Raw genomic sequence first — 17,206 nt, 5'->3', positions numbered from 1 at the left:
ACTTGTTCCTCTTTAGCGACGACCCCAATGCCATTGCGCCAGCGCCTTGAAAACCTGCCGGTCGGCCAGAAACTGCTCGCCGCCCTGCTGGTTCTGCTGACCACCGTGTTACTGGTCGCCAACCTGACGTTTATCAGCGCCGCCTACTGGATCTCCCAGGAGAGCATGGCGCCCCAGGCCTTGCAGACCATCGGCCGACTGGTTTCCAATCCGAGCCTGGCGGCTCAAGCCCTGGATTCGCCACAAAGCGCCGAAAAGTTGCTCAAGGAACTCAACAGCTATTCGCCGTTGCGCGCCGCGGCGGTGTATGACAGCAAAGGCATGCGCCTGGCGCAGTTGCAAGGAGGCGAGCCCCTCGAACTGCCCAAGCGCTATCGACATATCGAAGCCTGGCAGATAACCGAATTTCGCAGCAACCAGCTGATCACCCTGCCGCGTCCCGGGCAGCCGCCGGGGCATTTGCTGCTGGTGGCCAGCAGCGAACTGCCGGTGGCTTTCTACACCGGCACCTTGACCGCCAGCCTGGGGATTCTGATCTTCAGTGTGCTGCTGTGGCTGGTGATCGCCCAGCAGATCAAACGCCTGATTACTCAGCCAATCCACCAACTCGAAGTGCTGTCCCGACAAGTAACCCGCGAGGAGAACTACGCTTTGCGCGCCTCTCGCGGTAATCATGACGAAATCGGCAGCCTCGCCGAAGCGTTCAACACCATGCTCTCGCGAATCGAAGCCCGTGAGCAGCAGCTCAAGCGTGCGCGGGACGATTCCCAGGCGGCGTATGACCAGGCCCAAGGCCTTGCCGAAGAAACCCGCCACACCAATCGCAAGCTGGAGCTGGAAGTCCAGGTACGGAGCAAGATCGAGAAAAAACTCACCGGATTCCAGAACTACCTCAACAGCATCATCGACTCGATGCCCTCGGCGCTGATCGCGCTGGATGAACAGCTCTATGTGACCCAGTGGAATCAGGAGGCCAGCGCCCTGTCCGGAACCCGCCTGGACGAAGCCCTGAACCAGCCAATCTTCCTCGCCTTCGAACCGCTCAAACAGTTTCTGCCGCAACTCAAGGAGACCGTCGAGCAGCACACGGTGGCCAAGATCGAGCGAGTCACCTGGGTCAAGGACGATGAAGCCAGGCATTACGCACTGACCTTCTACCCATTGATGGGCGGTGCCGGACGTGGCGTGGTAATCCGTATCGATGACATCACCCAACGCCTGTCCCTGGAAGAAATGATGGTGCAATCGGAAAAAATGCTCTCGGTCGGCGGCCTTGCCGCCGGCATGGCCCACGAGATCAACAACCCGTTGGGGGCAATCCTGCACAACGTGCAGAACATTCGCCGTCGACTTTCCCCCGACCTGCCGAAAAACCTCGAATACGCCGAGCAGATCGGCGTCGAACTGGACACCGTCAACAACTACCTGCAGAGCCGTGAAGTGCCACAGTTGCTCGATGGCATTCAGCAGGCTGGTGCGCGGGCAGCGAAGATCGTTACCCACATGCTCAGTTTCAGCCGCCGCAGCAACCGCCAGATGGCGCCTTGCGACCTGCCGGCGCTGATCGATCAGGCGGTGGAGATTGCCAGCAACGACTTCGACCTGGCCATCGGCTTCGACTTCAAGGGCCAGGCCATCACACGCCAGTTCGACCCGCAGCTGGGCCCGGTTCCGGGCACCGCCAACGAACTGGAACAAGTGTTGCTCAACTTGCTGAAAAACGCCGCCCAGGCCATTCATCAGCGTGAAGACGACGGTGAGCCGGGGCGAATCATTTTGCGCACCCGCTTGAATCCGCCGTGGGCGGAAATCCAGGTCGAGGACAATGGTGTCGGCATGAGCGAAAGCGTGCGCAAACGGACCTTCGAACCCTTCTTCACCACCAAGGAAATCGGCCAGGGTACCGGGCTGGGCCTGTCGGTTTCTTATTTCATCATCACCAATAACCACAAGGGTCAGATGGAAGTGCAATCGACCCCGGGCCAGGGCACCTGTTTCACCTTGCGTCTGCCATTGGCGGGCAACCAGCTCGCCTCTTATGAACTCAGTCGAATGGAGAGGTAAGCATGGGATTTCGCTTGTCGAAGATTTACACACGCACCGGCGACAAAGGCTCCACCTCCCTGGGCGACGGACGTCGGGTGCCCAAGGATCACCCCCGGGTCGAAGCCATGGGCGAAGTCGATTCCCTGAACAGCCAATTGGGCGTGTTGCTGGCCGGGTTGGCCGAGCATAGCCGCCAGTGCCCAGGATTGACTGAAGTGATCGAAGTCCTGACACCCTGCCAGCATCGCTTGTTCGACCTGGGTGGCGAGTTGGCGATGCCGGTGTATCAGGCGCTCGACGCGACTGAAATCGAACGCCTGGAGGCGGCTATCGATTTGTGGAATGAAGAACTTGGGCCATTGAAGAATTTCATTCTGCCCGGCGGCTCGGCACTGATCGCCCAGGCTCATGTGTGCCGCAGCCTGGCCCGCAGTGCTGAGCGGCGTTGCCAGCAGTTGAATGCCGTCGAGCCGTTGGCCGGGGTTGGCCTGGCCTATATCAATCGGCTGTCAGACTTGCTGTTTGTTGCTGCGCGTTTGATTGCCAAGCGTCAGGGCGTGGCGGAGATTCTTTGGGAGGCGGCGGCGAAGCCTGAGGTTTAATAGAAAGATTTTTATTGCCAGACAGTCCGCTATCGCGAGCAAGCTCGCTCCCACATTGACCGCGTCAGCCACACAACTTTTCGGCCGACTTCGATCACTGTGGGAGCGAGCTTGCTCGCGATGGGGCCAGTAGCTGCACCCCAGAATCAAGCCTCAGGCCAGAACGCCCGAATCCCCGCAACACCCTGCGCACCGCTTTCCCAGGCACGCTGGCGTTCGGCCGGGCCGACTCCGCCAAGCAGAAACACCGGCCTGTTGAAGCCGCTGATCAACTGACTCGCCTGATCCCAACCCAACGGCTGCGCATCCGGATGAGTCTGGGTGTGTTGAACCGGCGACAGGGTGACGAAATCCACGCCCATTTCTTCGGCCAGGGCCAATTCCTCGGCGTTGTGGCAGGAAGCGGCAAGCCAGCGCGATGCAGGCAGTGGCCGACCGGCGCTGGCGTACTTGCGCAATTGCGCGGCAGTCACGTGCCAACCGGCGGACGGGAAGTCTCCCAGCCACTCAAACGGCCCCTTGAGCATCAATTGTGCCTTGCCCGCACACAAGCCCGCCGCATCCACTGCCAGATCGCGGTATTTCGGGTCGTAGCCATTCGGCGCACGCAGTTGAATCAGCTTGATGCCACCGGCAATGGCTTTCTGAATACCCCGTAACAAGGCCGGTGTCTCCAGTCCCTCAGGGGTGATCAAGTATTCACCCGGCAAACGCGCCGCCGCGACGATCGGCCGGTTGGCGGCCGGGAACTCGTAGCCCCCCAGTTCCCGCGGCGTAACCCAGGCCAGGGGTTGGCCTTCGGCACCGTGAGGCTCACCGGTAAAGTCCGCCACCTCCCAGACGTCCAGCAACACCTGCTTGTCCGGGTAGTCATGCTGAATCTTGATCAATGGCCGCGCGGTGCCGGGCACAATGCCCAACTCCTCCTGCAGCTCACGGGCCAGCGCCGTTTCCACCGCCTCATCGGCCTCGACCTTGCCGCCGGGAAACTCCCAGAGACCGCCCTGATGCTGAGTATCGGCACGTCGGGCGATCAGGATTTTGCCGTCTGCGCCGCGGATAACGGCTGCTGCCACATGGACTCGTTTCACCGCACTACTTCCTCTAAACCGGCCTTCTGCCAGGCCTTGAAGGCTGGCCATTGGTAAATTGTTTCGACATACGCCGCGTCGGCCTCTGGCAACGCAACCTGATAGGTTCGCAGACGCACCGCAATCGGTGCGAAAAAGGCGTCTGCCAGACTGACCCGGCCGAACAGAAAAGGCCCCTGCTCAGTCGCCGCGGCACGGCACTCCGCCCACAGTGCCAGCATGCGTTCGATATCAGCCTGCACGGCAGGCGGCATCGGTGACAAGGGGGCATCGTGGCTCAGGTCGAACGGCATGTTGCCGCGCATCGCGAAAAAACCGCTGTGCATCTGCGCGCAAGCGGAACGGGCCTGGGCACGAGCGGCGATGTCGCGCGGCCACATATCGGCCTCGGGGAAACGTTCAACCAGGTACTCAGCGATCGCCAGCGAGTCGGCGATGGTGCCGTGCTCGGTTTTCAGCAACGGCACCTTGCCTGTCGCCGAATGCTTGAGGATCAACTGGAGGGTGTCAGGCTGATTCAGTTTGATCAGCTCTTCGGTGTAGCTTGCTCCTGCCAACTCCAGCGCCAGTGCGCCGCGCAGGGACCAGGAGGAATAGAGTTTGTCGCCGATGATCAGGTGGAAGCTCATGGTTTGGCGCCTTTTCGTAAGGGGAACAGGCTAGCATTTATAGCGTCTGGAGGTCCGTCATCGCGAGCAAGCTCGCTCCCACAGTAGATCTCCAGCGAACACAGTATTTGTGTATGGCAGGACCAGTGTGGGAGCGAGCTTGCTCGCGATTGCAGCGACTCGGTCTCGAGCTTGCTTACGTACGGTACTCGGCGTTGATCTTCACGTACTCGTGGGACAGGTCGGTGGTCCAGATGGTTTCACTGCAATCACCGCGGCCCAGTTCGATGCGAATGGTGATTTCTTCCCGCTGCATCACCGCTGCGCCCTGGGCTTCGGTGTAGGTCGCCGCACGCGCACCACGGCTGGCGATGCACACCTCGCCGAGGAATACGTCGATCTTGCTCACATCCAGGTTCGGCACGCCGGCACGGCCGACGGCGGCGAGAATGCGACCCCAGTTCGGGTCGGAAGCGAACAGCGCGGTCTTGATCAGTGGCGAGTGGGCCACGGTGTACCCGACGTCCAGGCATTCCTGATGGTTGCCGCCGCCATTGACTTCGACGGTGACGAATTTGGTCGCGCCTTCGCCATCACGGACGATAGCCTGGGCTACTTCCATGCAGACTTCGAACACCGCTTGTTTCAGCGCTACGAACAGTGGACCGCTCGCTTCGGTGATTTCCGGCAGCGCCGCCTGACCAGTGGCGATCAGCATGCAGCAATCGTTGGTCGAGGTGTCGCCGTCGATGGTGATGCGGTTGAACGACTTGTTGGCGCCATCCAGCAGCAGGTTCTGCAACACTTCGCGAGAGACTTTGGCGTCGGTGGCAATGTAGCCAAGCATGGTCGCCATGTTCGGGCGGATCATCCCCGCGCCTTTGCTGATGCCCGTGACAGTGACGGTCACGCCGTCGTGCTGGAACTGTCGGCTCGCACCCTTGGGCAGAGTGTCGGTGGTCATGATCCCGGTGGCGGCAGCGGCCCAGTTGTCCACGGACAAATCATCGAGGGCCGCCTGCAAGGCACCTTCGATTTTCTCGACCGGCAACGGCTCGCCAATCACGCCCGTGGAGTACGGCAGCACCAGGCTGGCGTCGACACCGGTCAACTCGGCCAGCTTGGCGCAGGTACGCTCGGCGGCGGCCAGGCCCGGCTCACCGGTACCGGCGTTGGCATTGCCGGTATTGGTCAACAGGTAACGCACCGGACCCTGCACGCGTTGTTTGGCGAGGATCACCGGAGCGGCGCAGAACGCGTTCAGGGTGAACACGCCCGCGACCGTGGAGCCTTCGGCACAGCGCATGACCACGACATCCTTGCGCCCCGGGCGCTTGATGCCAGCCGAGGCGATACCGAGTTCAAAACCGGCAACCGGGTGCAACGTTGGCAAAGGACCAAGACCAACAGCCATGAATGCGCTCCTAAGTAAGATGTCTGCGCCGCCCTCGATGGACGGTGTTTTCAATGGTAAAACGCCGCGACGGCTAGGCCGGTCGCGGCGCGGATATATCAGCTACTGAAACGGGTATTAGTTGATTTGCCCGTGACAGTGCTTGAATTTCTTGCCCGAACCGCAATAGCACAGTTCGTTGCGACCCAACTTCTGTTCGTTGCGTACCGGAGCGGTGGCGAGGGCCACATCGACCTCTTCACCCAGAATTTCCGGTTGCTCCAGGCCTGGAGCCTCATCGTGCTGGAACTGCATGCGTTGAGCCAGTGCTTCGGCTTCCTGACGCAGGCGGGCTTCCTCTTCGATCGGGTCTTCGCGGCGAACCTGAACGTGAGACAACACACGGATCGAATCGCGTTTGATCGAATCCAGCAGTTCGGAGAACAGGGTGAAGGACTCGCGCTTGTATTCCTGCTTCGGATTTTTCTGCGCATAACCGCGCAAATGGATGCCGTGACGCAAGTGATCCATGGTCGACAGGTGGTCTTTCCACAGGTCATCGAGCACGCGCAGAACGATTTGTTTCTCGAAGCTGCGCAGTGCTTCGGCACTCGCTTGCTCTTCTTTTTCGTTGTAGGCGGCCAGCAGCTCGGTCATCAGCTTCTCGCGAAGGGTTTCTTCGTAGAGATGATCGTCTTCGTCGAGCCATTGCTGGATCGGCAGCTTCACCCCGAAGTCGCTCAGCAGAGCGGCTTCCAGACCGGCCACGTCCCACTGCTCGGGCAGCGACTGTGGAGGAATGTGCGCGCTGACGGTGGCGTTGAGTACGTCCTGACGGAAGTCGGCGATGGTTTCACCGATGTTGTCCGCGGCGAGCAACGTGTTACGCATGTGATAGATCACTTTACGTTGTTCGTTGTTGACGTCGTCGAACTCGAGCAGCTGCTTACGAATGTCGAAGTTGCGGCCTTCGACCTTGCGCTGGGCCTTCTCGATGGCGTTGGTCACCATGCGGTGCTCGATCGCTTCGCCGGACTGCATGCCCAGGGCTTTCATGAAGTTCTTCACCCGGTCCGAGGCGAAGATGCGCATCAGGCTGTCTTCCAGCGACAGGTAGAAACGGCTGGAACCAGCGTCACCCTGACGACCGGCACGACCGCGCAGCTGGTTGTCGATACGACGCGATTCGTGACGCTCGGAGGCGATCACCTGCAAGCCGCCCGATTCGAGCACTTGCTGGTGACGTTTCTGCCAGTCGGCCTTGATCTGGGCGATCTGCTCAGGGGTCGGGCTTTCCAGGGAGGCCACTTCAACTTCCCAGTTACCGCCCAACAGAATGTCGGTACCACGACCGGCCATGTTGGTGGCGATGGTCAGCGCACCCGGGCGACCGGCCTGGGCGATGATCTCGGCTTCTTTTTCGTGGAACTTGGCGTTCAGAACCTTGTGTTCGATGCCTTCCTTCTGCAGCAGACTGGACATGTGCTCGGAGGTTTCGATGGTCGCGGTACCCACCAGCACCGGACGGCCCTGAGTCATGCATTCCTTGATGTCCGTGATGATGGCGGCGTACTTCTCTTCCGCCGTCAGGAACACCAGGTCGTTGTAGTCTTTACGTGCCAGCGGCTTGTTCGGTGGAATGACCATCACCGCCAGACCGTAGATCTGGTGGAATTCGAACGCTTCGGTGTCGGCCGTGCCGGTCATGCCGGACAGCTTGTTGTACAGACGGAAGTAGTTCTGGAAGGTGGTCGAGGCCAGGGTCTGGCTTTCGGCCTGAATGTTCAGACCTTCCTTGGCTTCGATGGCCTGGTGCAGGCCTTCGGACAGGCGACGACCCGGCATGGTGCGACCGGTATGTTCGTCGACCAGAACCACCTGACCGTCCTGAACGATATATTCGACGTTGCGATTGAACAGTTTGTGAGCGCGCAAACCGGCATAAACGTGGGTCAGCAGACCGAGGTTGTGCGCCGAGTACAGGCTCTCACCTTCAGCCAGCAGGCCAACGCGGGTCAGCATATCTTCGATGAACTGGTGACCGGCTTCGTTCAGCTCGACCTGACGGGTTTTCTCGTCAACGGTGTAGTGGCCAGCCTTGGTGACTTCGCCTTCCACTTCTTCAACGTGCAGTTCAAGCTGCGGGATCAGTTTGTTGATCTCGATATAAAGCTTGGAGCTGTCTTCGGCCTGACCGGAAATGATCAGCGGGGTACGGGCTTCGTCGATCAGGATCGAGTCGACTTCATCGATTACGGAAAAATTGAGCTCACGCTGGAATTTTTCTTCCATGCTGAAAGCCATGTTGTCGCGCAGGTAATCGAAACCGAATTCGTTGTTGGGGCCGTAGGTAATGTCGGCAGCGTAGGCCGCACGCTTCTCTTCCGGCGGCTGGAATGGCGTGACCACGCCAACCGACATGCCGAGGAATTCGTAGAGCGGACGCATCCAGTTGGCGTCACGACGAGCCAGGTAGTCGTTCACTGTTACAACGTGAACACCCTTGTCGGACAGCGCGTTCAGGTAAACAGCCAGTGTCGCCACCAGGGTCTTGCCTTCACCGGTACGCATTTCAGCGATCATGCCTTCATGCAAGGTCATGCCGCCGATCAGTTGCACGTCGAAGTGGCGCATGCCCATGACACGCTTACCGGCTTCTCGGGCCACCGCAAAGGCTTCAGGGAGCAGCTTGTCGAGGGTCTCACCTTTAGCTATGCGGGCCTTGAACTCGTCGGTCTTGGCGCGCAACTGCTCGTCCGAAAGAGCCACCATTTGCTCTTCGAAGGCATTGACGATCTGTACCGTCTTGAGCATGCGTTTGACTTCGCGCTCGTTCTTGCTTCCAAAAAGTTTCTTTAACAAAGGCGCAAACATATCGGCAGGTTCTTCCACACATAGGGATGGAGGGCGGCCCCGTGAGTCGCCCGTGCAGCCCTCATGGCCGCATGCGAACGAGCATTCTACCCGGAAACGATGGAGAGGAAAGTGGCGTTATTCCACGATGCTGGCACAGCGCTGTGACGGGGCTCTCTTAAAATAAGGGCTTTTTGCTGAACTTCAACCCATTCGGGCGAGAAGTTACTCGTTGATTTAATGGATAAACCGCCCGCGAAGCAATGGGGAGGCAAGCGCCACCAGCGCTTTCTGCTACCATGGCGGCTCTGTTACTTCAGGTGTCTGATCATGGCATTTCGCCCTCTTACGGCCAAAGCACCCGCCGTGTTACTTCGCGAAGCCAAGCCTTTAAAAGCCATCTTCAGCCACGCTCAACGTCTGGCGCATTTACAGCGTTTGCTTGAAAGCCAACTGCAGCCTGCCGCCCGTGAACATTGTCACGTGGCGTCCTGGCGTGAAGGCAGTTTACTGCTGATCGTCACCGACGGCCACTGGGCGACCCGGCTGCGCTATCAGCAAAAACGTCTGCAACGCCAATTGCAGATGTTCGACGAGTTTTCCAGCCTGACGCGGATTCTGTTCAAGGTTCAACCTCCCACTGTGCAACAAGGCGCAGTCGGCCACACCATGGACCTGTCGACCATCGCCGCGCAGACCATTCAGGCCACCGCCGACGGCATTACCGACCCCAACCTGCGCGCCGCGCTGGAGCGTCTGGCGAGTCACGCCAAACCGCGACCCCTGTAGGAGCAGCCCGGCTGCTCCTACAGGGGTACACACCTAACGGCGCTTGCTGCCGCCCAACAACGAGCCCATCAACCCACGGACCAACTGCCGCCCGAGCTGATTGGCCGCCTGGCGCATGGCTGACTTCAACGCCTGCCCGGCCGCGGTACCGAGAAACTCCCCGGCCTTGTCAGTGAAGCTCGGCTCTTCGGCCACCGGTTTAATCGGCGCGGTTTCGGGCTCCGGGGCCAATCCTTTGCGGCTCATCAGCACTTCATAGGCCGATTCACGATCGAGCGGCTTGTCATAACGCCCGACCAACGGCGAGCTGGCGATCAGAGCCGCACGTTCGGCAGCACTCAATGGCCCGATTCGCGATTGGGGCGGTGCCACCAGCACCCGCTGGACCATGGCCGGTGTGCCCTTGTCCTGCAAGGTGCCGACCAGGGACTCACCAATGCCCAACTCCGTCAGCACCGCCAACGCATCAAACGCCGGGTTCGGACGGAAGCCCTCGGCCACCGCCCGCAGGGATTTCTGCTCTTTGGCAGTGAACGCCCGCAACCCGTGCTGAATGCGCAAACCCAACTGAGCCAGCACATCGTCCGGCAGATCGCCCGGGGATTGGGTGACGAAATACACGCCGACCCCTTTGGACCGGATCAAGCGTACGACCTGCTCCAATCGTTCCTGCAGGGCTTTGGGCGTGTCGGCGAACAACAAATGCGCCTCATCGAAGAACAGCGCCAGCAGCGGTTTTTCCGCATCGCCGCGTTCCGGCAGTTGCTCGAACAACTCCGCCAGCAACCACAGCAGGAAGGTCGCGTAAACCTTCGGCGCCTCATGCACCAGACGGCTGGCGTCGAGCAGATGAATCCGCCCGCGGCCGTCACCGGCAGGCTGCAGAAGGTCTTCGAGTTGCAACGCCGGCTCACCGAACAAGGCTTCGGCGCCCTGCTGCTCCAGCGTCGCGAGGCGCCGCATCAGTGCCTGGCTGGAGCCGGTCGTCATCAGCGCCGTATCGTCGCCGAGCAACTCGGGATTGTCCCTGAGGTGATTGAGCAGTGCCTTGAGGTCTTTCAAGTCCAGCAGCAACAGACCTTCGCGGTCGGCCACTTTGAAAGCCGCGTAAAGAGCCGACTGCTGACTGTCAGTCAGCTCCAGCAAACTGCCGAGCAGCAAGGGTCCCATTTCGCTCAGCGTGGTACGCAATGGATGGCCGGACTGCCCTTGAATGTCCCACAGGGTGACCGGATAGGCCTGTGGCCGGTGATTGAGCCAGGGCATCCCGGCAATCCGTTCAGCCACTTTGCCTTGAGGATTGCCGGCAGCCCCCAGACCGCACAAATCGCCTTTGATATCGGCGGCGAACACCGCCACGCCAGCATCGCTGAAGGCTTCGGCCAGCCGTTGCAGGGTCACGGTTTTCCCCGTCCCGGTAGCACCTGCCACCAAGCCGTGGCGGTTCGCCAGGCGCATGGCCTGGGTAATCGGCTGGCCCTGAAGGTCAGCACCGATAACGAGTTGCGATGTGTCAGGCATTTTGTCACCCATGGTTAATCTTTAGGCCTGCATGGTCGATATAGCAAAGCGAGAGACCAGAAAAGACTGAAAACGAAGTCAGATAATTCCCTAAGGAGAGGTGGAAATATCAGCTTACTTTCACCTTTGCCCAATTTGCGCGTTTTTAAACTGCGCGCCCTGGACATTAAGACCTTAGCGGACACTACACGTCATGAACAAAAATCTGCGCTTCAGCCATAAAATCTTGCTTGCCGCATCTTTGATCGTGATAGCGGCCTTTGCGCTGTTCACGCTCTACAACGACTATCTCCAGCGCAATGCTATCCGTCGGGATCTGGATAACTATCTGCAGGAAATGGGCAGCGTTACCGCGAAGAATATTCAGACCTGGCTCGCCGGACGCAGCTTGCTGATCGAAAACCTTTCGCAGACCGTTGCCCTCAACCCGGATATGAACAACGTCGCCAACCTGCTCGAACAGAAAGCGGTGACTTCCAGTTTCATGGGGGCCTATCTGGGGAACAAAGATGGCAGTTTCATCATTCGCCCGAACAGCAAAATGCCAGATGGCTATGATCCCCGTGCCCGTCCCTGGTACAAAAGCGCCGAAGGCAGCAACGGCTCGGCACTGACCGAACCCTACATCGACCTGGCTTCCGGACAGTTGGTGATTTCCATCGTCAACAGCGTGCACAAGGACGGCCAGAACATCGGCGTGGTCGGCGGCGATCTGAGCTTGCAAGTGATTGCCGACAGCATCAATGCGCTGGATTTCGACGGCATGGGCTATGCCTTTCTGGTCAGCGCTGAAGGCAAGATCCTGGTACACCCAGACAAAACGCTGGTAATGAAGACACTCAAGGACGTCTACCCGCAGGACACGCCACGAATCAGCAACGAACTCAGCGAAATCCAGTTCGATGGTAAAAGCCGAATCGTTACCTTCACGCCCATCAAGAGCCTGTCTTCGGTCAACTGGTACATCGGTCTGTCCGTGGACAAGGACCAGGCTTTCTCGGGGCTCAGCGAGTTCCGCGCCTCGGCGATCGTCGCCACCGTGATTGCCGTGGCGATCATCATCGCCCTGCTCGGCATGCTGATCCGGATCCTGCTGCAACCCCTGCATGTCATGACTCGCGCTATGCAGGACATTGCCGACGGCGAGGGTGATCTGACCCGGCGCCTGACGATCCAGAACCAGGACGAGTTCGGCATTCTCGGCACCGCCTTCAACCGCTTCGTCGAGCGGATTCACACCTCGATTCGCGAAGTTGCGTCGGCCACCGGCCAAGTCAACGAAGTGGCCTTGCGCGTGGTCAGCGCTTCCAACTCGTCGATGTTCAATTCCGACCAGCAGGCTTCGCGCACCAGCAGCGTCGCCGCGGCGATCAATCAACTGGGCGCCGCCGCCCAGGAAATCGCCCAGAACGCCGCCCTTGCCTCGCAGCACTCCAGCGACGCCCGCAGCCTGGCCGAAGACGGCCAGCAAGTGGTCGACAGAAGCATCAAAGCGATGAATCAGCTGTCCACCATGCTCAGTGCTTCGAGCACCAACATCGAATCGCTCAACAGCAAGACGGTGAACATCGGGCAGATTCTCGAAGTGATCACCAGCATCTCGCAACAGACCAACCTGCTGGCGCTCAACGCCGCCATCGAAGCCGCTCGCGCCGGTGAAGCCGGTCGTGGTTTTGCGGTGGTGGCCGATGAAGTGCGCAACCTGGCGCATCGCACCCAAGAGTCGGCGCAACAGGTGCAGACCATGATCGAAGAGCTGCAGGTCGGGGCACGCGAGTCGGTCGGGACCATGAGCGAAAGCCAACGCCATAGCCAGGACAGCGTGGAAATCGCCAACCTCGCCGGTGAACGTCTTAACAGCGTGACCCAGCGCATCGGCGAGATCGACGGGATGAACCAGTCGGTGGCCACCGCCACCGAGGAACAGACTGCGGTGGTCGAGTCGCTTAACGTCGACATCACCGAGATCAATACCCTCAACCAGGAAGGCGTGGAAAACCTGCAGTCGACCTTGAGGGCTTGCGCGGACCTTGAGCAACAGGCGGCGCGGTTGAAGCAACTGGTGGGCAGTTTCCGTATCTAGCGCCGGCCCATCCGGCCTCTTCGCGGGCAAGCCCGCTCCCACAGGGTTATGCGTCGGTCACAAGTCTGTGATTCAGCTCATACCCAGTGGGAGCGGGCTTGCCCGCGAAGGCTTCTTATCAGGCACCCCAGCATTTATCTGGCACACACCTCCCCCGCAAATCCTCAACCGAACATCTATCCTTCATTAAGGTCAACCCTATGGAGAACATCGGATAGGAGGGATGCTCATCGTGCATATCGCTGACATAACCATGTTCTACGCCCCTGCCAGCGGTGGCGTGCGCACTTATCTGGATGCCAAACACCGTCGCCTGGGACGTCAGCCAGGAATCCGTCACAGCTTGCTGATCCCCGGGGCGGGTCTGAGCGAGCAGGACGGTATTTACACAGTTCCCGCTCCCGCCGTGCCCTTTGGCAACGGTTACCGCTTTCCCTGGCGTCTGGCCCCCTGGCGCAATGTCCTGCGCGCCTTGGAACCCGACTTGATCGAAGTCGGTGATCCATACCTCACCGCTTGGGCCGCCCTCGACGCTCGCCGTCAACTGGACGTGCCGGTGATCGGCTTTTATCACTCCGATCTGCCCCTGCTGGTGAGTAACCGCATGGGCAACTGGTGCACGCCGAATGTCGAAGCCTATATCCGCAAGCTCTATGGCAATTTCGATCGGGTATTGGCACCCAGCCAGATCATGGCTGACAAGCTGACCGGACTGGGGGTGAAGAACGTTTATGTGCAGCCCTTGGGCGTCGACCTGCAAACCTTCAACCCCAGCGCCCGCGACCCCACTTTGCGCGCTGAACTGGGAATTAACGACGACACCCGCCTGCTGATTTTTGCCGGACGCGGTTCCAAGGAAAAGAACCTGCAGGTTCTACTCAATTGCATGAAACTCCTCGGGGAGCGCTATCACCTGCTGCTGGTCGGCTCATCGATGCCCGCCGTTGTACCGGACAACGTCACAGTGATCGACCAATTCTGCCCGGCTCAACAGGTCGCGCGGTTGATGGCCAGTTCTGATGCGCTGATCCATGCCGGCGATCAGGAAACCTTCGGCCTGGTGATCCTTGAAGCCATGGCCAGCGCAATTCCAGTGGTCGCCGTGGCGGCCGGGGCGTTCAAGGAAATCATTCCCCGGGATTGCGGCCTGCTCTGTACTCCGGACAGCCCGCAGGCGATGGCCAATGCCGTGCGTGACCTGTTCGCTCAGGGCAGCGCCCGCCTCGGTCAGCAGGCCCGACAGCATGTCGAAGAGCATTACGCCTGGGACGCGGTGGTCAGTAGCCTGTTGGGGCACTATCGCGCCGTGCTCGGTAGCCCGCCGCCGATACTGGCCCATGGTTGAGCCCGTGAGCACGCCCAGCGTCATACTGGTGCTGCATGATGTCGCGCCGCACACCTGGGCGGATTATCAGCCGTTCGTCGAAGCAGTCGATGCACTGGGCAACGTGCCAATGACTTGGCTGGTGGTGCCCGACTTCCACAAGCAGAATGCGCTGGACGCCCATCCGGGGTTTCGTCGCCTGCTGGGCAGCCGCCTGGCCCGGGGTGACGAACTGGCGCTGCACGGCTATTTTCATTGCGATGACAGTCCGGCCCCGCAGAGTCCCCGGGATTGGTTCATGCGGCGGATCTACACCCATGAGGGCGAGTTCTACGGCTTGTCGCAAAATGCCGCCCTGGCGCGCCTGCACGCCGGAATCGAACTGTTCCAGCGCTACCACTGGCCGCTGCGGGGCTTTGTCGCCCCAGCCTGGCTGATGAGCCAGGGCACGCGCCAGGCGTTGTGTCAGTTACCACTCGCCTATACCAGTGACCCGCAGCATCTCTATCGCCTGCCGGACTTCACGCCGGTCGATGCGCCCGGGCTGGTCTGGAGTTCGCGCAGTGCCTGGCGCCGTGGCCTGTCGAAGGTACTCAGCGAGCAACGCGAACAGCGATGGCGACACGCACCGGTGATTCGCCTCGGCGTGCATCCGGTGGACTTGCGCCATGGATCTTCTCGCAACTACTGGCTGCAGACGCTCAAGCGTTTGCTGGCCGAGGGTCGCGTGCCAATGACCAAGGCCAACTGGCTGACGACTCAGGCCCGGCTAAACCGGGGCAAACCATGATCAGGGTCATCTGGCTGGTCGTAGCCTTATTGGCGGCAGTACTGATTCCGCTGCTGCTCGGTGGTAGTGACATGTGGCTGCGCATGCAGCGCTTCCCGCTTCCACTGCTGCTGACAATGCTGGGCATGATCGTACTGTGCTGGGTGCTCAACTCATTTCGACTGCGCCTGTTGCTGGGGGAGCACCGCGGTCGGATCGGACGCCTGAAAAGCCTCGGAGTGGTGATGTCTACCGAGTTCGCCTACTGCGCGACTCCTGGTGGCAGTGGCGGCCCCCTGACCCTGATGGCCCTGCTGGCGCGCAACGGCGTGCGTCCGGCCCATGGCAGTGCGGTGTTTGCCATGGACCAATTGAGTGATCTGCTGTTCTTTCTCTGTGCGGTCATCGGGATTCTGTTTTACGCACTGTTCCAGAACCTCAGTCAGCGCATGGAGTGGATGCTCGGCCTGAGTGCCCTCTCACTGTTTGCCGGCCTCTGCAGCTGCCTGATCCTGGCGCGTTTCCACCGCTCATTGATCCTCCTCTGCGGCCGCATGCTCAATCGCCTGAACGTCAAAGCCCTGACCCGCCTTCGCTGGGCGCGCAAACTGCTGCAGTTTTTGGCGGCCTTCAGTGTCACGCTCAAACTGCCGTGGCAAACCCTGGCCCAGGTATTCGCCCTGACCTGTCTGCATTGGCTTTTACGCTACAGCGTGCTGTACATGGTTTTACAAGGGCTAGGCGCAGACCTGCAGTGGGCGTGGAGTTTTCTGATCCAGATGCTCTCGCTGAGCGCCGGACAATTGAGCCTGCTCCCCGGCGGCGCAGGCGCGACGGAACTCACCTCGGCAGCGTTGCTGGCGCCCATGGTGGGTAAATCGACTGCGGCGGCAGCGATTCTGATCTGGCGGGCCGTGACCTACTACTTCTACCTGCTGGCAGGTGGACCGGTGTTTCTGCTGATGGTCGGACGACCCTTGCTGCACAAGTTGATCAAACTCAAACAGGCTTAGGGTCAGGCTCGGCAGGCGGTTTTTCCTGCAATTGGCTTCGACGGTATTGAAATCGCTAAAAGATCGCAGCCTATCGGCAGCTCCTACGCCGACTACGTACGTCCGCAATGGCGCTGGCATACGCTAATTCCGTGTAGGAGTTGCCGCAGGCTGCGATCTTTTGATCTTGATCTTCGACGGTACTCAAATCGCTAATAGATCGCAGCCTATCGGCAGATCGTCAGAACACCACGGTCTTATTGCCATGCACCAGCACCCGGTCTTCCAGGTGGTAGCGCAGACCACGAGCCAGCACCATCTTCTCGACGTCACGACCGAAACGCACCATGTCTTCGATGCTGTCGCTATGGCTGACCCGCACCACGTCCTGTTCGATGATCGGCCCGGCATCCAGCTCTTCGGTCACGTAGTGGCAGGTTGCGCCAATCAGTTTTACGCCGCGCATCGAAGCCTGATGGTAGGGCTTGGCACCGACGAACGACGGCAGGAAGCTGTGATGGATATTGATGACTTTATGCGCATATTCCCGGCACAACTCGGGCGGCAGTATCTGCATGTAACGGGCAAGTACCACGACTTCGGCATCATGCTGCTTGACCAAACGCGAAACCTCGGCAAAAGCCGGCTCTTTATCCTGTGGATTCACCGGCACGTGGTAATACGGGATGCCGTGCCACTCGACCATGCTGCGCAGGTCGTTGTGGTTGGAGATCACGCAGGAGATTTCGCAGTCCAGTTCGTCGCTGTGCCAGCGGTGCAGCAAGTCAGCCAGGCAATGGGACTCACGGCTGGCCATCAGCACCACGCGCTTCTTCTGCTCGGTGTCAGTAATGCGCCAGACCATGGAGAAGGCTTCGGCAATCGGCGCAAAGGCCTCGCGAAAAGCTTCAAGCCCGAAGGGCAGCGAATCGGCACGAATTTCGTGACGCATGAAGAACCAACCACTTTGATTGTCCGAGTGATGGCTCGCTTCGGTGATCCAGCCGTTATGGGACGCCAGAAAGTTACTGACTTTAGCAACGATGCCGACGCGGTCCGGGCAAGCAATCACCAGCCGAAAAGTGCGCATGAGGGGGAGACTCCAGAACTTCGCAAAGGCGGTCATTCTAGCCAT

13 protein-coding genes and 1 pseudogene are annotated in these 17,206 nt (G+C 59.9%); 8 read left to right on the top strand and 6 right to left on the bottom strand.

What is annotated here, in order from left to right:
- The first annotated feature begins 27 nt into the window (after positions 1 to 27).
- On the top strand, positions 28 to 2,064 hold the full coding sequence (locus F8N85_RS19350) for a sensor histidine kinase (RefSeq protein WP_150805142.1): 2,037 nt from the start codon (positions 28 to 30) through the stop codon (positions 2,062 to 2,064).
- 2 nt (positions 2,065 to 2,066) lie between these two features.
- Positions 2,067 to 2,648, top strand: coding sequence for a cob(I)yrinic acid a,c-diamide adenosyltransferase (locus F8N85_RS19345; RefSeq protein ID WP_150805141.1), 582 nt, complete (start codon positions 2,067 to 2,069; stop codon positions 2,646 to 2,648).
- 146 nt (positions 2,649 to 2,794) lie between these two features.
- On the opposite strand, the gene F8N85_RS19340 is transcribed toward F8N85_RS19345, so the two are convergent.
- From F8N85_RS19340 to secA, 4 genes are all read right to left on the bottom strand, one after another.
- Positions 2,795 to 3,739 carry a Nudix family hydrolase gene (locus F8N85_RS19340; RefSeq protein ID WP_150805140.1) on the bottom strand — a complete coding sequence of 315 codons (945 nt, stop codon included), beginning with the start codon at positions 3,737 to 3,739 and terminating at the stop codon, positions 2,795 to 2,797.
- Positions 3,736 to 4,368, bottom strand: a complete 633-nt coding sequence (locus tag F8N85_RS19335) for a glutathione S-transferase family protein (protein ID WP_150805139.1) — start codon at positions 4,366 to 4,368, stop codon at positions 3,736 to 3,738. Before F8N85_RS19335 ends, F8N85_RS19340 begins: the two co-directional genes overlap by 4 nt.
- A gap of 175 nt (positions 4,369 to 4,543) precedes the next feature.
- On the bottom strand, positions 4,544 to 5,761 hold the full coding sequence (gene argJ / locus F8N85_RS19330; protein WP_150805138.1) for a bifunctional glutamate N-acetyltransferase/amino-acid acetyltransferase ArgJ: 1,218 nt from the start codon (positions 5,759 to 5,761) through the stop codon (positions 4,544 to 4,546).
- Positions 5,762 to 5,878: 117 nt separating this feature from the next.
- Positions 5,879 to 8,614 (bottom strand): preprotein translocase subunit SecA, encoded by a 2,736-nt coding sequence (gene secA, locus F8N85_RS19325; RefSeq protein WP_150805137.1) that lies wholly within the window; start codon positions 8,612 to 8,614, stop codon positions 5,879 to 5,881.
- 309 nt (positions 8,615 to 8,923) lie between these two features.
- On the opposite strand from secA, the gene F8N85_RS19320 reads away from it, so the two are divergent.
- Positions 8,924 to 9,382: a DUF721 domain-containing protein gene (locus tag F8N85_RS19320; RefSeq protein WP_150805136.1), complete on the top strand. Its 459-nt coding sequence runs from the start codon at positions 8,924 to 8,926 to the stop codon at positions 9,380 to 9,382.
- Positions 9,383 to 9,415: 33 nt separating this feature from the next.
- Here F8N85_RS19320 and F8N85_RS19315 read toward each other — a convergent pair whose 3' ends face one another.
- A complete protein-coding gene (locus F8N85_RS19315) occupies positions 9,416 to 10,903 on the bottom strand; it encodes a helicase HerA-like domain-containing protein (RefSeq protein ID WP_150805226.1) in 1,488 nt (495 codons plus the stop codon).
- A gap of 193 nt (positions 10,904 to 11,096) precedes the next feature.
- On the opposite strand from F8N85_RS19315, the pseudogene F8N85_RS35820 reads away from it, so the two are divergent.
- From F8N85_RS35820 to F8N85_RS19295, 5 genes and pseudogenes are all read left to right on the top strand, one after another.
- Positions 11,097 to 12,128, top strand: a pseudogene (locus F8N85_RS35820) (cache domain-containing protein); the annotation flags it as partial.
- A 93-nt stretch (positions 12,129 to 12,221) separates the two neighbouring features.
- On the top strand, positions 12,222 to 12,986 hold the full coding sequence (locus F8N85_RS35815; RefSeq protein WP_412072505.1) for a methyl-accepting chemotaxis protein: 765 nt from the start codon (positions 12,222 to 12,224) through the stop codon (positions 12,984 to 12,986).
- Between the two features lie 223 nt (positions 12,987 to 13,209).
- Positions 13,210 to 14,331, top strand: a complete 1,122-nt coding sequence (locus F8N85_RS19305; protein WP_150805134.1) for a glycosyltransferase family 4 protein — start codon at positions 13,210 to 13,212, stop codon at positions 14,329 to 14,331.
- A complete protein-coding gene (locus F8N85_RS19300; RefSeq protein WP_150805133.1) occupies positions 14,324 to 15,100 on the top strand; it encodes a DUF2334 domain-containing protein in 777 nt (258 codons plus the stop codon). Before F8N85_RS19305 ends, F8N85_RS19300 begins: the two co-directional genes overlap by 8 nt.
- Entirely contained in the window at positions 15,097 to 16,092 is a 996-nt protein-coding gene (locus F8N85_RS19295) for a lysylphosphatidylglycerol synthase transmembrane domain-containing protein (protein ID WP_150805132.1), read from the top strand. Before F8N85_RS19300 ends, F8N85_RS19295 begins: the two co-directional genes overlap by 4 nt.
- Before the next feature lie 220 nt (positions 16,093 to 16,312).
- Here F8N85_RS19295 and purU read toward each other — a convergent pair whose 3' ends face one another.
- Positions 16,313 to 17,161: a formyltetrahydrofolate deformylase gene (purU, locus tag F8N85_RS19290; RefSeq protein WP_150805131.1), complete on the bottom strand. Its 849-nt coding sequence runs from the start codon at positions 17,159 to 17,161 to the stop codon at positions 16,313 to 16,315.
- Positions 17,162 to 17,206 lie beyond the last annotated feature (45 nt).

The organism is Pseudomonas fluorescens (genome assembly GCF_902497875.1).
Taxonomy (GTDB): domain Bacteria; phylum Pseudomonadota; class Gammaproteobacteria; order Pseudomonadales; family Pseudomonadaceae; genus Aquipseudomonas; species Aquipseudomonas fluorescens_BR.
Note: the sequence above shows the minus strand (reverse complement) of the source record. Positions and strands in the feature narration are given on the sequence as shown.

Bases quoted from the DNA above. Each gene is read 5' to 3' on its own strand.
- F8N85_RS19305 (WP_150805134.1), top strand. From the start codon at position 13,210: ATGCTCATCGTGCATATCGCTGACATAACCATGTTCTACGCCCCTGCC.
- F8N85_RS19320 (WP_150805136.1), top strand. From the start codon at position 8,924: ATGGCATTTCGCCCTCTTACGGCCAAAGCACCCGCCGTGTTACTTCGC.
- F8N85_RS35815 (WP_412072505.1), top strand. From the start codon at position 12,222: ATGTTCAATTCCGACCAGCAGGCTTCGCGCACCAGCAGCGTCGCCGCG.
- F8N85_RS19300 (WP_150805133.1), top strand. From the start codon at position 14,324: ATGGTTGAGCCCGTGAGCACGCCCAGCGTCATACTGGTGCTGCATGAT.
- F8N85_RS19315 (WP_150805226.1), bottom strand. From the start codon at position 10,903: ATGCCTGACACATCGCAACTCGTTATCGGTGCTGACCTTCAGGGCCAG.
- F8N85_RS19345 (WP_150805141.1), top strand. From the start codon at position 2,067: ATGGGATTTCGCTTGTCGAAGATTTACACACGCACCGGCGACAAAGGC.
- purU (WP_150805131.1), bottom strand. From the start codon at position 17,161: ATGCGCACTTTTCGGCTGGTGATTGCTTGCCCGGACCGCGTCGGCATC.
- F8N85_RS19295 (WP_150805132.1), top strand. From the start codon at position 15,097: ATGATCAGGGTCATCTGGCTGGTCGTAGCCTTATTGGCGGCAGTACTG.
- F8N85_RS19350 (WP_150805142.1), top strand. From the start codon at position 28: ATGCCATTGCGCCAGCGCCTTGAAAACCTGCCGGTCGGCCAGAAACTG.
- argJ (WP_150805138.1), bottom strand. From the start codon at position 5,761: ATGGCTGTTGGTCTTGGTCCTTTGCCAACGTTGCACCCGGTTGCCGGT.
- secA (WP_150805137.1), bottom strand. From the start codon at position 8,614: ATGTTTGCGCCTTTGTTAAAGAAACTTTTTGGAAGCAAGAACGAGCGC.
- F8N85_RS19335 (WP_150805139.1), bottom strand. From the start codon at position 4,368: ATGAGCTTCCACCTGATCATCGGCGACAAACTCTATTCCTCCTGGTCC.